The sequence below is a fragment of the Nonomuraea sp. SBT364 genome, from assembly GCF_001083785.1.
GTDB lineage: Bacteria > Actinomycetota > Actinomycetes > Streptosporangiales > Streptosporangiaceae > Nonomuraea.
Genome location: NZ_LAVL01000054.1, coordinates 35,643 through 50,206, shown reverse-complemented (window position 1 = coordinate 50,206; position 14,564 = coordinate 35,643). Strand labels below are relative to the sequence as shown.

Annotated in this window: 14 protein-coding genes; 3 read left to right on the top strand and 11 right to left on the bottom strand. The window is 66.6% G+C overall.

Annotated features, from left to right (window positions below; all coding sequences use genetic code 11):
• The 6 genes from ADY59_RS23845 to ADY59_RS23820 form a co-directional block, all read right to left on the bottom strand.
• Positions 1–431: hypothetical protein (locus tag ADY59_RS23845; protein WP_197093816.1), on the bottom strand; the 431-nt coding region annotated here is incomplete at its 3' end.
• A complete protein-coding gene (locus ADY59_RS23840) occupies positions 428–1,165 on the bottom strand; it encodes an alpha/beta fold hydrolase (protein ID WP_049565735.1) in 738 nt (245 codons plus the stop codon). The genes ADY59_RS23845 and ADY59_RS23840, both read right to left, overlap by 4 nt.
• Positions 1,162–2,064 (bottom strand): beta-ketoacyl synthase N-terminal-like domain-containing protein, encoded by a 903-nt coding sequence (locus ADY59_RS23835; protein ID WP_053175078.1) that lies wholly within the window; start codon positions 2,062–2,064, stop codon positions 1,162–1,164. The genes ADY59_RS23840 and ADY59_RS23835 overlap by 4 nt, the downstream gene beginning before the upstream one ends.
• Positions 2,058–3,185 carry a beta-ketoacyl synthase N-terminal-like domain-containing protein gene (locus ADY59_RS23830; RefSeq protein WP_049565733.1) on the bottom strand — a complete coding sequence of 376 codons (1,128 nt, stop codon included), beginning with the start codon at positions 3,183–3,185 and terminating at the stop codon, positions 2,058–2,060. The genes ADY59_RS23835 and ADY59_RS23830 overlap by 7 nt, the downstream gene beginning before the upstream one ends.
• Positions 3,185–4,396: a beta-ketoacyl-[acyl-carrier-protein] synthase family protein gene (locus ADY59_RS23825; RefSeq protein WP_049565730.1), complete on the bottom strand. Its 1,212-nt coding sequence runs from the start codon at positions 4,394–4,396 to the stop codon at positions 3,185–3,187. The genes ADY59_RS23830 and ADY59_RS23825 overlap by 1 nt, the downstream gene beginning before the upstream one ends.
• 29 nt (positions 4,397–4,425) lie before the next feature.
• Positions 4,426–4,686 carry an acyl carrier protein gene (locus ADY59_RS23820; RefSeq protein ID WP_049565728.1) on the bottom strand — a complete coding sequence of 87 codons (261 nt, stop codon included), beginning with the start codon at positions 4,684–4,686 and terminating at the stop codon, positions 4,426–4,428.
• Between the two features lie 819 nt (positions 4,687–5,505).
• On the opposite strand from ADY59_RS23820, the gene ADY59_RS23815 reads away from it, so the two are divergent.
• Positions 5,506–5,781 (top strand): hypothetical protein, encoded by a 276-nt coding sequence (locus tag ADY59_RS23815; RefSeq protein ID WP_049565725.1) that lies wholly within the window; start codon positions 5,506–5,508, stop codon positions 5,779–5,781.
• Between the two features lie 837 nt (positions 5,782–6,618).
• Positions 6,619–9,744: an NACHT domain-containing protein gene (locus ADY59_RS23810; RefSeq protein ID WP_082310349.1), complete on the top strand. Its 3,126-nt coding sequence runs from the start codon at positions 6,619–6,621 to the stop codon at positions 9,742–9,744.
• 993 nt (positions 9,745–10,737) lie between these two features.
• Here the strand turns inward: ADY59_RS23810 and ADY59_RS23805 are convergent.
• From ADY59_RS23805 to ADY59_RS48935, 5 genes are all read right to left on the bottom strand, one after another.
• Positions 10,738–11,505, bottom strand: a complete 768-nt coding sequence (locus tag ADY59_RS23805) for an alpha/beta fold hydrolase (protein ID WP_063780755.1) — start codon at positions 11,503–11,505, stop codon at positions 10,738–10,740.
• A gap of 20 nt (positions 11,506–11,525) precedes the next feature.
• Positions 11,526–12,068 carry a dihydrofolate reductase family protein gene (locus tag ADY59_RS23800; RefSeq protein ID WP_049565718.1) on the bottom strand — a complete coding sequence of 181 codons (543 nt, stop codon included), beginning with the start codon at positions 12,066–12,068 and terminating at the stop codon, positions 11,526–11,528.
• A gap of 56 nt (positions 12,069–12,124) precedes the next feature.
• Positions 12,125–12,814 carry a helix-turn-helix domain-containing protein gene (locus ADY59_RS23795; protein WP_049565717.1) on the bottom strand — a complete coding sequence of 230 codons (690 nt, stop codon included), beginning with the start codon at positions 12,812–12,814 and terminating at the stop codon, positions 12,125–12,127.
• A gap of 422 nt (positions 12,815–13,236) precedes the next feature.
• A complete protein-coding gene (locus ADY59_RS23790; protein ID WP_049565715.1) occupies positions 13,237–13,476 on the bottom strand; it encodes a hypothetical protein in 240 nt (79 codons plus the stop codon).
• A 29-nt stretch (positions 13,477–13,505) separates the two neighbouring features.
• Positions 13,506–13,868 (bottom strand): NUDIX hydrolase, encoded by a 363-nt coding sequence (locus tag ADY59_RS48935; protein WP_197093815.1) that lies wholly within the window; start codon positions 13,866–13,868, stop codon positions 13,506–13,508.
• Between the two features lie 247 nt (positions 13,869–14,115).
• On the opposite strand from ADY59_RS48935, the gene ADY59_RS50215 reads away from it, so the two are divergent.
• On the top strand, positions 14,116–14,304 hold the full coding sequence (locus ADY59_RS50215) for a hypothetical protein (protein WP_156325686.1): 189 nt from the start codon (positions 14,116–14,118) through the stop codon (positions 14,302–14,304).
• Positions 14,305–14,564 lie beyond the last annotated feature (260 nt).

The window sequence follows — 14,564 nt, the reverse complement described above, 5'->3', positions numbered from 1 at the left end:
GGTTCGACCCGCGCGATGAGGACGTCAAGGACACTCCCCCCCAGCCGCTTCACCACGTACGGCGTGAGCTGGGGGGGAGTGTCCTTGACGTCCTCATCGCGCGGGTCGAACCGCAACGCCACGGTGGCCCGCGCGTCGATCGCCTTGCGCGCGTCCCCCTCGGCGGTGATCTTCACGCGGTACGACATCCCGTCGGCCGCCACCTCCGCCACCGCCACGTCGTCCACCCGCAGCGCGCGCAGGATCCTGGTGTCGATGTCCACCAGGTCCACACACAGGCCGTGGTCGTGGTACAGGTCGGTGACCCGGTGCCCCGCACCGCGCAGGTGCTCTAGGACAGCCTCTTCCACCAGGTAGTTCAGGTGTTTGAAACCGATCCAGGTGCCGACGTTGGCGCCTTCGTATCGAGGCCTGAGCCGGATGGTGTTCACGTGGTCTCCCAGGTGTGCGCGGTAGCGAAGTCGCCGACCAGCTCGGCGAAGGCTTGTGCTTGCTCGATCATCGGCAGGTGACCCGCCGCCAGGGTTTCGAAGCGCGCCCGTGGCAGGGCCCCGGCCAGCGCCCGCCCGTCGCGGGGCGGCGCCGCGGGGTCGTCCCGTCCGCTGATCACCAGGCAGGGAGCGGTGACCGCCGAGGTGTCCAGCATGGGTGAGCGCAGGTACGCGTCGAAGAAGCGCATCCAGCTGTAGGGGCCGAGCCGCTCCCGGAGCTTCACCGCCATGTCGTGGCGGGTGCCAGGGGACAACCGGTCGCTGGAGGTCACGCGCAGACCGTGGTCGAGAATCCCGTAGAAGCCGGCCAGGTAGCTCTCGATGGTCGCCCAGTCGAACTCACCCGGGCTGGACCGGTAGAACGGCGAGACCAGGACGGCCGCGCCGACCTTCGTCCCGCGGGCCAGCGACTCCAGGAGCAGGTTGGCGGCGAAGGAGTGGGCGACGACGACCTCGGCTCCGTCGACGGCCCGGTCCAGCCGGCGGCCGGGGTCGGGTTCATGGCTCCACTCCCGCGACCCCACCGCCGACCAGGGCAGGTCGGCCTCCCACAGCTCCAAATGGGCGGGGGCGAGCGCGGCGAAGGAGTTCCAGGTGGAGGGGCCGCCGCCGAGCCCGTGCAGCAGCGCCACCCGGATCGCCGGCTCCGACAGCCCTTGCCTGCGCAGTCTCATCGGCCGGCTCCGGTGAGGACGACGGCCGAGGCCGCGTCCACGCCGTGGGTGCTGGCCAGCACGGTGCCGCCGTCACTCGTCTCCAGCCAGGAGGCCGCGGCCACGCACTGCACGACGCCCAGCGCGCCCGAGGCCGGCCCGAGCAGGGCGGTGAGGTCGTGCTCGCGCGCGCTCTCCACCGGGTGCCCGGGCGTCGTGTCCGGGCGGCACCACAGGTCCACCGGCTCTTCGAGCACGTCGCCGACGGCCCGCGCGTGGCTCTCCCGCCTGGCGTGCCGTCCCAGTCTGGCCATCGCCCTGGCGCCACGCTCCCGCGCGGTCTCGGCCGACTCCAGCACCAGCGCGGCCGCTCCGTCGAAGGTCGGCCCCACGAGCGCGTCGACCACCGGGTTGGCCGGCTCCACGCCGATCACGAGCATGTGGCGCACCCGCCGCGCCTGGATCATGACGCTGGCCCAGGAGACCGCGTCGAGCCCCGAGTTCGCCCCGTCGCACAGGGTCAGGTTGACGCCGCGCAGCCCGTACGAGATCGCCACCCACGAGGCGGTGACGTTGCTGGCCGTGCCCGGCAGGGACATGGGGCTGGTCGCGGTGTAGTCCTGGCCGGCGATGGCCGACACCGTGTCGCAGACGGTGTCGAGGTTGCCGTAGTTGGAGCTGACGACGACGCCCACGCTCTCCCCCGGGACCGTGAGGCCGGGGTCGAGCAGGAGCCCGGCGTCCGCCAGCGCGTCACGCCCGGCGCACAGCGCCAGCTTGGTGGCTCGGTCCTTGTAGCGAAGTCCCCGCCCGGTGAGCGTCGCCGTCGGATCGGGGGATCCCTCTTGTACGGCGGGCCGCAGCAGGTCGGCCGGACCCGCGACTCCCCTGATGGCCGTACCCACTCCGGTGATCAGCATGGACGCTCCACCACGGCCACGGCGTTCAGCCCGCCGAACCCGAACGCGTTGATCTGCGCCAGGCGCAGGTCGGCGCTGATCGCCTCATCACGCACCAGCCGCACCTCGGCCATCTCCTCCATGACCTCCCGCACGCCGACCACCGGCGGGACCTTCCCCGTGCGCATGGACTCCACCGCCACCAGCAGGCTGTGCAGCCCGGACGCGCCGGCGGTGTGGCCGGTCATCGACTTGATCGCGGTCATCCACGGCGACGGGTCCGTCCCGCCGAACACGTCCCCGACGCTCCTGGCCTCCGCCTCGTCGTTGAGCGGGGTCCCGGTGCCGTGCAGCATCATGAGGTCGATGTCGGCCGGGACGACCCCGGCCCGGGCGTGTGCCTGCCGCATCGCGATCGCGATGCTCTTGGCGTCCGGCGCCGAGGGGTGGTGCGCGTCGCAGTTGACCGCGACCGAACGCACCCACCCGTGACGGGAGGTCTCCGCCCGGCGCAGCACGACCGCCGCGGCCCCCTCGCCCTGCAGCATCCCCTTGCGCGCCTTGTCGAAGGGCCGCAGCGCGTCCGGCGCCTCGGGGTAGCAGCGGTCCAGCAGCCCGTAGGTGCTCTCGGAGATGTTGTCGACCCCGGCCACGATCACCGTGTCCGCCGCCCCGGCCTCGATCAGGTCGGAACCCAGCGCCAGCGCGTACAGCGAGGCGGCGCAGGCGTTGGCGACGGTGGAGACCCGCACCGCGCCGAACCGCCGCCGGAGCGCGGGCCCGAAGTGCAGCTCCTCCAGGTCGAAGGCGATGCCGTCGCGCCAGCGCAGCTCGACCGAGCGCAGCTCGCGCAGCGTCGTGCCGATCAGGATGGGCACGTCCCGCAGGTCCGTCAGCTCCGCCTCGGCCGCCGCGACCTCGATGACGTGCTCCAGCCACTTCGTCGACCGCAGGGGGACGTCCCGCCCGCGCTCGGGCCGGTCGTCGATCTCGAAGGAGAGCCCGGTGCGGTACTTGGCGAGATCGAACCCGTTCGGCCTGCCCATCCCGCTGCGGCCCGCGCACAGGGCCTCGAACATCTCGCCGAGGCTGGAGCCGACGCTCGCCACGGCCCCCGCACCGCAGATGGCTACACCCGGCATCAGCCCACCTCGTACTTGCCGAGGATGAGCACCGCGTTGTTGCCGCCGAAGGCCAGCGCGTTGTTCTGCACCACGCGCAGGTCGGCGATCCGCTCCTCGTTCGGCACACAGTCGACGGCGCACTCCGGATCCGTCTCGACGTGATTGATCGTCGGCGGGATGAAGCCCTCGGTGAGCGCCAGGGCGCAGGCCGCCGCGGCGAGCGCGCTGGCCGCGCCCATCGAGTGCCCGAGCATCGACTTGATGGACACCGTCGGCGGCGGGCCGGCGCCGAACACCTGGTGAATGGCCTGCGCCTCGGTGACGTCGTTGGCCTTGGTGCCGGTGCCGTGCGCCGAGATGAAGTCCACCTCCGACGGCTTGATCCCCGCGTCCTGGTGGGCCAGCCGCATGCAGGAGGCGATGCTGTCACGTTCGGGAGCCACCGGGTGGTGGGCGTCGCAGTTGAGCCCGAAGCCCAGGACCTCCGCGTAGATCCTGGCTCCGCGCGCCAGGGCGCTGTCCAGGCTCTCCATGAGGAGGATCCCGGCGCCCTCACCGGTCAGGATGCCCTTGCGGTCCCGGTCGAAGGGCTGGCACACGCTGGGCGCGATGGTCCCGAGGCGGTAGAAGCCGGCGAAGGTCTTGCGGCAGAGCGCGTCTGCGCCGCCGCACAGCGCCACCTCCACATCGCCGCTGCGTACGGCGTCGAACCCGTAACCGATGGCGTAGTTGCCAGCCGCGCACGCGGTCGGCAGCGTGACGGCCTCGGTGTCCGTCAGGCCCAGCTCCCGCGCGATGCTGGAGGACAGCCGCCCGGCGCCGATACGGCCGGCGAGGGCCGGGTCGAGCCCGTCCATGCCCGACTCGAGCCCCTGACCGGTCAGGACGTCGAAGTCGCGCCCTTCGCCGTTGGTCGTCCCCACCGACACCAGGGAACGCCGCGAGCGCAGCTCCGCGAGCGAGATCCCGGCGTCGCCGACGGCCATCCCGGCCGCCGCCACGGACAACTGGCTGGCCCGCCCGAGGTCGGCCGGCGCGACCCGTTCGATATACGCTTCCGGATCGAATCCCGCGACCTCGCAGGCATTGCCGTATTCGAACCCCGTCGTATCGAATGCGCTGATCGGCTTGACCCCGCTGCGCCCCGACCTGATGCCGGAGAGGAATTCCCCGACGCCGATCCCGATACTGGTAACCACTCCGATGCCGGTGATGACCACCCTGCGCATCTCAACGCCTCCGCGGATTTCGTCTGCCCCTAGGCCTCAGCGACGACGGCGTACACGCCGTTCAGGCTGGTCATCCTGGACAGTTCGGCCTGGTCGATGGTGACCTTGCAGGCTCGCTCGATCGCGGCGAGAATCTCGATGGCGCGCAGCGAGTCGGCATCGTGGTCCTCTTTGAAGAGGCTGTCGTCCGTGATTTCCTCGGGGTCGATCTCGAGAATCTCGCAGACTATTTCTTTGATCTGGCCGCGCTGCTCCGCATCAAGGCCGGCAGCCGCACTTAGCTCCGTCATTCTTCCTCCATAAACATCGATGGAGGAAGAATTCTCCGGGCCGCTATACTTCGGCTATATCGCTGCGCACAATGCGCCCCGGCAGCGGCCGCGCCGGATCGGCCTGGCCGGCCCGGGCTTGGCCGCCTGTGCCCCTGACCGGTCCGCGCCGGGCGCGGTCCGCGTGGGCCGCTCGGTATCGGCGCCCTCCGGCGGGCGCCTTGCCTTCGTCTGTCCGTCTCCCGCACCGCGGCCCTCATGACCGACCGGGCCACCGCCGCCGGATCCGCCCGGCCCGTTCCAGCCAGGCCGTGCGCTGGATCGCGGACAGCCTGGGCCAGTCAACGTGGTGACGGGCGGCAGCCTCCGCAGGAGGAACGACCGCAGCTCAGATCTTCCTGCCGGACGGAGGCTCCACGTGCCGACCCCGCCGGCGTCCTTCCCGAGGTTGCGATGGCGTACGGTCGCCGCGTTCCGACACCTGGAGCGCGGCCTGGTCAACCATCGGCGTCCCGGCAACTGGCTGTCGTGCTCGCCCGGGCGCGCAGGTCCCCATGTCGGTGAGCATTCGCAGCCGCCGAGCCGCGATTCTCGCCATACGCCCACATGGCGACCGTGCACCGGCAGGCGGAACGCGTACCCCCGTCCGGCCATTGCGCCTGCCTCGCACCCCAGGTCCGCCGAGCTTGTCCCGAGGGCCCGGGCTTGCCCGAGGGGCCGGCAGCCTTTCACCTCCGCCGTCTACGGCCCCAGCTTCCCGGCACGACGATCACCCCGGAGCCGGACCGCCACCTCCGGTGGCGCATTGTCCCTCAAGCCGCCATGGGGCATGATCGCCGCATGCAGGAGGACGAGGCGCCGGTCCGGACACTGGCCGAGCTGGTTGTGGATCTGGCATGGTTCCTGGAATCAGGCGATGACTCGGTCGTCGACCTGGACGACGCGGTGAAGCAACTGGAGTGGATCAGCCACAAACTCAGCCTGTTGCCCGCCAAGGATCGGTCCAGGCTGATCGCGCTGGTCCGTGAAAGAGCAGAAGCCGAGCCCGAATCCGAGTTCCGCGAGTTCGTGGTCACTTTCCCCGAGGCCATGGGGCTGCACGACGAAGACGGCTGAAACCCGCCCTTGCGGTCCTCGACCGCCGCGTTCGGATGGATTCGGCGCGGCGGCACCCCCCCTGACACGCCGTACGAGAACCCCAGACCATACGCCAAGACGGGAGCCGCCGCGGGCGCGCGGCTACGTCACCCTGATCCACGCACCGGCACATCGACAAGCCACGCGACGAGCAGACGTTCACCATCGCGCTCCCGCACTCCCAGTACTCCCGTACTGCTGACGGCCGGATCAGTTCTTGGCGTCCCGACCTCGGACGGCGAACACCTCAGACCCGAGCTCACCCACTTCGCGGATCTCATCGACCCCAGTGAGCCGCCCGCCTACGCGCATACCGCAAAAGACCGTGAGGACGGCGGTGTGCCGCCTCACCCCGGGCGTTGACCCGCGCGAACAAAGGGCACCCGAACCTCGCACTCTCGGCGCCCGCGTGCAGCCGGCCGCGATCCCGGATCGATCATTCTACTCCCCGTACGCGCCTCAACCAGTACACCGAGCCCGAGCCCGACGCGCCACTCCTCACCGCCACACAGCGGAAAGGTCGGCATAAATGCCTCGCACTTGATCACTGGCGTGCCGACACCTCCATGGGCGCGACACTGGAAAACGCATAAAACAACCAATAGCGACAGATACGGACCCAGTCCCAACGCAGACCGGCAGCGGCAGTAGTGCCAACAAATCCCGACATAATCTACGAAATACCGAGAACGCGAATCGCGCGTGCCGTGATACCGAAGCGTTGCCGGAAGCGACTAATCGACGAGTTGGCAGCGCGTAAGCTGCCCGCAAGCGCCGACCCCCCGTCGGCTGGTCGCTCATAAGGTCAAACAGGCAATGCAGAATAAAAGCCAAGATTCAAGTTCACCCTGGCTGCCCAAAGCAGTATGGCTGACGGCGGCGGTCGCCCCCCTGACGGCCGGCGTCAACGACGCCTTACGTGCATTCTTTGCCGAACGACCACTTCTGGCGGCATGCATCATTTCGATCTATTGGCTGGGGCTGGCCCTCGCCAGGTTCGTTCTTCCGATCGCGGCCCGGCTCGCGGACAGATGGCGAGACCGAGCCGTGGTCAGGCTGGATCGCTTCTCTCTTCATGCGACGTCTCGGTTCGGTCGACACTATCGGAGCTACATTCTTTCCAATCTCCGCTACATCGACCAGAAGGGGCTGCCCACGGTCGGCTTCTACACCCCCGAGCTGGACGATGTGTTCGTAGACGTGAGTCTGATGCATCGGCCGGCGCACCAGATACCATCCGATGCGCTATCCGATTCCTATGTCGATGCCGTGGAAAGACGATCGATAGTCGACCTGATCAACCAGGAACGCCCTGCGATCCTGGCCATCATAGGTGCGCCGGGAAGCGGGAAGACCACTCTATTGAGGCATGTAGCACGGGACATATCCCGAAATCCCCGACGCGCCACCAGAAAGGTTCCCGTACTTCTTCACCTTCGAGATCATGTCGAATCCATCACGTCTTCCAGAGCCGCAGATCTTTCTTCGACGGTACGCGATTCTCTGGGCCAGTTCGGCCAGGACGAACCAGAAGGATGGTTCAAGGATCGGCTGTCGGCGGGCGACTGCGTGGTTCTCCTGGACGGGCTCGACGAAGTGGCGAACGACGAAAATCGACGTCGTGTGTCCTATTGGGTGGAGAGACAGATCAGCCAGTATCCCGAGAACGACTTCGTCATCACGTCGAGACCGCACGGCTATCAGGCAGCCCCGATCAACGGTGCGACAGTCCTGCAGACCCGCCGTTTCGACGACGAACAGGTGCTGCGATTCATCAATGGCTGGTACAGCGCTATCGAACGCATCAGCACCGGAGCGGACAACGTCGCGGTGCGCATGCGCGCACAGGAAGGCGCCGACGATCTTCTCAGGCGTCTCAGGTCGATGCCCACACTGTACGAGCTGACCGCGAACCCGCTCCTGCTCACCATGGTCGCCAATGTGCACCGCTTCCGTGGAGCATTGCCGGCGAGTCGCGTAGATCTGTATCGCGACATATGCGAAGTGATGCTCTGGCGTCGCCAGGAAGCGAAGAACATCGTCCTTCAGTTTCCTGGCGACAGCACGGAAGGAGCCCTGCGCAGGCTGGCATACGAGATGATGATCCGTAACGTCCGGGACCTTTCACTCGCGGAGGCATCTGCGCTGTTGCGCCCGCTGCTGGCCCGCTTCCCGGGGCTGGTCCGGGTCGAGCTGTTCGTCGAAAGCATCACTTCCTGCGGCATCCTGATCGAACGAGAACGCGGCCTCTATTCGTTCGCGCATCAGACGTTCCAAGAATATCTGTCCGCCGTCTACATCCGCGACAAAGGTATTGCCGACGCACTCCAGCACGCCGTGAACGACACGTGGTGGCGAGAAACTATACTCCTGTACACCGCCCGCAACAACGCGGACCACATCGTGCGAGCATGCCTGGAGTCGGGAACCGCCACAGCCCTGGCATTGGCCTTCGACTGCAGCGAGCAGGCAACCGAGCTGGACCCATCACTCCGCAGAGAACTGGATTCGTTGCTCGATCGCGCCTTCAGCGACGAATCCGCCTCGGAGATGCGCCACCTGATGGCCAGGGTCTTCGTCACGAGAAAACTTCGAGGCACGGTGAAGCTGAGCTCCGGCGCCCGCATCTGCGTACATCCGGTTTCCAAAGCCATGTACCGTCTTTTCGCCGCCGACCTGGCCGATGGCGCCCATGCCCGGCGACCGGATGATCCCTCATACGATACGGATACGGACATGGACAAGCCGGCGCTCGGCGTTCGAGCCGAGGACGCCCTAGCGCTCGTCACCTGGATAAACGCGCTCTCGGGTGATCCGACCTATCGCCTGCCAACGAATGACGACATACGTGACATCACCGCTGGTAAAATAGGCACGCTCCTGCCACGCCATGTATGGCTCCAGCCCAAGGACGGCAGGCCCGTACTGTGCGTGCGCGGAAACGCACGGGAGACGAATTTCCTGCCCAAGGATGACCTTTCCCGCCGGCTCAGGGCGGACATTTTCGAAAGCCTTGGCTGGCACTTCCAGGCAGCCCTGGCGCGAACCGCCGCAGCCGCCGGGTGCGTCGACCAAAATCTACGGGCAGTCGTCATCGAGCATTTCTCCCGATCCACCGACCCGGAGCGGGCCTTCGACAAGCTATTGGGTCTCGCATCCCTCATAGCATCAGAGTCGAGCAAGACCATCGCGCCGTTCGAGCGGCCACTGGGAGTGATGCTGCGCAATGCGTCGGGCGATGGGTACATCGGCTCGAAACTCCCATTCATCGGAAAGACGTTCAACACCGACCCGTACGAAGCGATCAACCTCAATCACGATCGCGTAAGTGCGGCGATCATCAATTACATCGCCCAGTCGACAGAACGGACAGGCAGAAGGAGAAGAGTGAGAAGCGACATCTCACATCCCCTGGTCATGGACTTCAACGACGAGTACGGCATGAACCTCGCACTACGACAGATCATGGGGCATGCTTACAGCGAGGCCATGAGTAAAGCGTGGATCCACGCCTGCACCGGCAGAAGCCGAGATCGCCGCAGCCTATATCTCACCGCCATCTGTACAGATGTGATGCGACGAGCCAAAATTGATCACGACCTTCACTTCCCACTGCCTGAGGAAATGTTGCGCCTCGTTCGCGCGGCATCGGACAACCTGGTGCGCAGAGCCGCGTCCAACGGATGGCCCCGGGCGACGCTCCAACATTTCCTGCCCGCGATCGAAGGCATTTTCCTGCGCCACGAACGCCTGGACGCGTCACTTGCTCGGCTTGTCCGCGTCACCGCAGTTCTCCTGTCGATCGAGTCGAAACTGACCAATGGGTTTCGCGAAGAAGCCGCCGCATTTCTTCAGGTCGCCGCCGCAGTAACGCGACTTGAGGACCGGCTGTGCTCGGAGGAGCGGCCCGACGAAGCGATCATTCTCGCTGTCGATCGATGATCCGCCCCGCGCAGACAGGACTTCGAGGGCGGCGCCGAGACACGTACCGTTTCCCAGGCGTGCCGGCCGCCCCTCACCCGATCCGAGCGGCCGTACGACAGTGCGTTCCGCTTGATCTTCATCGAAGCTGTCCGGCAGGATGACCAGGAAGCGGGAAACCCGCCCCCGCGCCCCCAGGAGCTGATCCAAGTGGATCTCACAGCGACATGGGCAGTCTTACTCGGGCTCGGCTGCATCGTTGCCGCCTCCGGGATATACACATTGGCCACCAAGCGACTCCCCCTCCCGTTGCGGGAATGCTGCCGGTGGGCACCTTGCCTCCCGGTAGCCGCATGAACCCTCTTGACGCGGCCCACGGCCAATCATGTACGAGGAATCTCGCCCCTCCTGGAATGGCCTCGGCCTCCCCCGAGTAATTCCCGCACACCCGGTACAGGCCCACCTGCTCGCACCCCGTCCTGATTTCCTCCCCGGACGCGAGGCTCGCCGAAGAGAATGAGCGGCGCCGGCAGCCGGCGTGCTAGTCGATCCGCCGTGAGCACGTGCCGCGCCTGCCACATCGCCGCACCGAACCCGATCAGCCAGACGACGGCGAAGCCACCCCAGACCAGTACGACGAAGATCTCCGCTTCGCTGTAAGGGATCGCAACGCTGTGCCAGCCCAATCCGAGAAAGGCCGCGACCCCGAGCGCCGCCAAGAACCGCCATCCCGGCGACCTGTCGAGAAGCATGGCGTAACCCTATGATTTGCCATTCCTCCCGAAGAGAGGCCGCGTGCCGACCGGCCGCCTTCCTCGCGCAAGCACCGCATACACGGAATGACGTGCAGGTCATCGCCTCCCCGGACGGAACGATCCGGCGAGCCCTCCGGCGCCCGCAGCCCCGGGCTTGACCACCACTGTGTCCCCGACGCTCCTCGCCGCTCTCACGCAGGGAGCGGGACCCCCTGATGCAGCACCGGCTGACCGACCCCGCAGTCCTGCCCGGCTCTGGTCACCGGCGCAGGAACGCGGTGACCATCGGCAGCACCAGGTCGGGCCGGATGACCTGCAGGTGCTTCGTGTCCGGCAGGATGGCCAGTTGCGCGTCCGGCAGCAGTTGCTTCATCTCGACGCCGTGCTCGAGCCGGACGAAGTCGGTGTCGCCGATGATGATCAGAACCGGCATCGTCAGCCGGGCCAGCTGTTCGTCGGTCCATCCTGCGAAGTCGTGCACGGCCGGCTGGATCTTCATCACGACCGGGAAGAAGTCCTCGGGATTCGGCGCCACCTCCTCATAGGCGCGTTGCATCGCCACGGACTCCTCCTCGGTCGGCATCCGAGGCGAGTACAGCTCCAACGCCGTGATCTCGGGGTAATACGCCTCGGATCGGGTCGACCGGAAGTGCGAGGCCGCCAGCACGACCCGGCCGACCCGATCCGGGGCCGAGACGGCGACCTCGGTGGAGACCAGCCCGCCCAAGCTGTAGCCGAACAGGTCGGCCCGCTCGACGCCGAGATGATCGAGCAGCGCGATCACGTCCTCGGCGCACTGCCTGATGGAGAACGGCCGGTCGCTGTCGGCGGTGTGCCCGTGCCCCTGCAGCTCGACACCGATCACCTTCCGCTCAGCGGTCAACACAGGCAGCAGCGAGTCGAAGCTCAGCCGGAACGTGTACGCGCCGCCGTGCAGCATGATCAGCGGCGGGCCGGGCTGATCAGCGCCCAGAACCTCGTAGTAGAGGTCGATGCCGTTCACCGAGGCGTACGCACCTTGAGTCATGTCGATCCCCTCGTCGATTTCTACCGACTCGGCGTGTAAGTCAGCACCACTGTGCCGTTGCCGAGCTCGGTCACCTTCGCCAGATCCATGGCGGTAGTACGGATGCCGGACAGCAGCGACTCGCCGGACCCGGCGACGAATGGGGAGATGCTCAGATGCAGCTCGTCGAGCAGACCAGCCTCGACCAGCGCCCGGCTGAACGGGCCGTTGCCATACTTCACCAATGTCCCGTCGCCGGCCTCCTTGAGCCGGGCGACCGCGTCGACCGGATCGCCGGCCAGCACTTCCGCGTTCCACGTGGTCTCGGACAACGTGGTGGAGGCCACGTACTTGGGTAGAGAGTTGATCTTGTCCGCGACATCGCCGGTCATGGTCGGCCAGGTTTGGGCGAAGCCCTCATAAGTCACCCGGCCGAGTACGAGACCGACCGCCGAGGACAACAGCCGGAGCTGATAGGCGAAGTGGTTGTCGTTGGGGACGACCTTCGCCTGCCCCGCCCACCAGGCGTCGCCGGACATCCTCCCGTCGATCGAGAGGTGGTCGTATTCGATCAGTTTTCGCACGCCCGGGAGTCAACCATCCAGCTGACCGGTTCGTCTTGTATCGAACCGAACCCGTGTCACAACGCCAGGAACGGGATACCGGACCTCAGCTCGCCCGGGGTGTGACCGGTCGCCCACCGCATCGCCCGCGCGAGTTGCGACTGATCGTAATAGCCGCCGGCGGCGACCACGTCGGTGATCGATCTCCCCGCCGTGAGGAGTTGCGCGGCGTGCCGTGCCTGCTCGATGCTGGCGAGCTTGCGGTGCGAGATCCCGACGGCCCGGCGGAACCGGATCTGCGCGATCCGTTCCGACATGCCGCGTGGCCGTTCGCCGTGCCGGATCTCGTCGACCAGAGGGTCGAAGAACAACAATCCCGCGCGCACCAGCCGATCGACGAAGACCTCGACGTTCTGCGCGGTCGGCATCTCCCAGCCCTGGTTGTCCAGCAAGATCCGGCCGCCCGGCAGCGTCGGCAGCAACGCATCCCTGAGGTCGGACAGACCGGAGGGCGGATACAGCGGCAGATATGCACCGAGCCGCAACTCCACGCCGAAAAACTCCGAGCCCTCCGGGCACGTCATCGAGGTGCCCCTCGTCTCCGGCCCCTTCACGTGCACGGTCAATGCGTCGCCGCCCCGCGCAAACGCGATCATGGTTGAGGATTTGACCGCCGAGCTGAAACCGGTCGTGGCATCGCAGCTCGCCGACCACACCCGCTGCACCAGCGGGAGTTCGCCGGCAACAGCGTTGAAGATCAGCCCCACGCGGCGTGACTATAGTCCACTCAAGATGCAGACCGCTTGCCCGAACTGCATCGAGAACAGGCCACATGATGGGCGATCCGACTCGGTGGCGTCGGCCACTGAACTCATCCGCAGGCTCCCACCCAGCCGCAAAGCCAGTTCCGGAGATCGGGGCTGGCTCTTCGCGGCTCATGGCAGGTCGTCAACCGAGTGCGGTACGCAGGGCCGACCAGGCCCACGCGGGGCGCACCCGGAGCGCAAGCAGGCCAAGGGCCCGAGGGCAAGGCTGGAGCCCGCCCCCCCCGGGAAGAAGGGCCTTGGCTCTCTGCTTGGGTATCCCCGGACGTGGCATGCGCCGCATGCTTCCGCCTTGATACTCACCGTGGCGATTCAGCAGGCTACGCGCCGAACAGGCCGACACTGCGGAGCCCGGAGTGCATAGGTCAGCCCTCCCCGTCGTCCGCCTTGATGTAGCGCTCAAGAAGCCACCTCGAAAGCCGCATGGTGAGGCCCGCCAGAAGCGCGCAACAGATCAGGATCACCAGAATCACGGCGATGCCGACAAGCGCAAGGATCTTCCCGGAGGAGGCGCCGGCGAAGTCGGTAGCCGCTGTGCCCAGCGCAATAAGTACGCCTCCGCCTATCAACACGAACATAAGCCCAGCCCGGATGACAACAGCCAACAGCTTCTTAGCATGTATGGACTGTGACCTCAGTTGCCGGCGGATTGCGGAAGCTCATGGCGTCGTCCAGGGCTCGGGCAGCGCACGCCTCGGACGCGAGCGCACGGGCTTCGTCGGTGGTGCCCAGCGGCAAGCGCGGGTCTCGTCGGATTGGTGAGCCTGCCACCTGCGTTTTTGCAGCGGAAGACCAGAACCACGACGCCGTGCTGAATATTCTTGCAGACACCGGTCAGAACGATGGGTTCAACCTGAAGGCCGGTCTCATCCTCTACCTCATGCAGGAGGCCCGTGGCGATGTCTTCGGACAGGTCCGACACTCCGCCCAGCGCTTCCCCATGGCCGTTGTCGCGAGGCTCGGTGAGCAGTACGCGTCCTTGGTTATCGGTGATCACGCATGCCACGCTGACAGAGTGCGCGTCATGGTGCTGCAGCAGCCTGCCTCCGCGATGCGCAAGACGGTAGTACACGTATGTACGAGCAGAGGGGTTGGCCAGTGTCCGAATCGCTCACTTTGCCGGGCCTGGACCCGAGGAGTGACCGGGCCGTCTTCCACCAGCGCGCCGATCACCCGCATCAGGTGATCGAACGCGACCATCGGGTTCACGCATCGCCATCGTGATCAAGGCAAGGCGGCCGTTCATGGCCGAGACGGAAGGGGCGAGCGGAAAGCCGTCCGTGGGGTTCAGCGAGATCACCGAAGTGATGTCATCGGCATCGGTGGCCGAACTGCTCAATCCCGGCCCCGAAGAGTCGGGTAACCTCTCGCTCCCGGTGTGCCAGTGTTCCATTTGGTACGCACCGCTGCGCCACCGACGGCACTCCGGTTGAAATGTATGACGCAGTGATGTTTAGCGACGCCTACGTTTCGTCGTACGAGCTTCCTGCGGCCGAGTGCCTCCGCATGGCCAAGCGGGCGAGAACACGATCGCCGCGATGATGTACCAGCACGGCGCGGCGGAGGGATCGCAGACGCCACGAACGCCAAGATCACCGAGAGCAACCCGGACGATGACGATGAATCTTCGGGAGCGCTACCCGCGTGAGCTAATGGCACGCTAACGGCACGAAGCCCGGCAGCAAGATCGCTA

Coding starts and splice junctions, on each gene's coding strand:
- ADY59_RS23840 (WP_049565735.1), bottom strand. CDS start 1,165: ATGAGACTGCGCAGGCAAGGGCTGTCGGAGCCGGCGATCCGGGTGGCG.
- ADY59_RS23835 (WP_053175078.1), bottom strand. CDS start 2,064: ATGCTGATCACCGGAGTGGGTACGGCCATCAGGGGAGTCGCGGGTCCG.
- ADY59_RS23830 (WP_049565733.1), bottom strand. CDS start 3,185: ATGCCGGGTGTAGCCATCTGCGGTGCGGGGGCCGTGGCGAGCGTCGGC.
- ADY59_RS23825 (WP_049565730.1), bottom strand. CDS start 4,396: ATGCGCAGGGTGGTCATCACCGGCATCGGAGTGGTTACCAGTATCGGG.
- ADY59_RS23820 (WP_049565728.1), bottom strand. CDS start 4,686: ATGACGGAGCTAAGTGCGGCTGCCGGCCTTGATGCGGAGCAGCGCGGC.
- ADY59_RS23815 (WP_049565725.1), top strand. CDS start 5,506: ATGCAGGAGGACGAGGCGCCGGTCCGGACACTGGCCGAGCTGGTTGTG.
- ADY59_RS23810 (WP_082310349.1), top strand. CDS start 6,619: ATGCAGAATAAAAGCCAAGATTCAAGTTCACCCTGGCTGCCCAAAGCA.
- ADY59_RS23805 (WP_063780755.1), bottom strand. CDS start 11,505: ATGACTCAAGGTGCGTACGCCTCGGTGAACGGCATCGACCTCTACTAC.
- ADY59_RS50215 (WP_156325686.1), top strand. CDS start 14,116: ATGGCCGAGACGGAAGGGGCGAGCGGAAAGCCGTCCGTGGGGTTCAGC.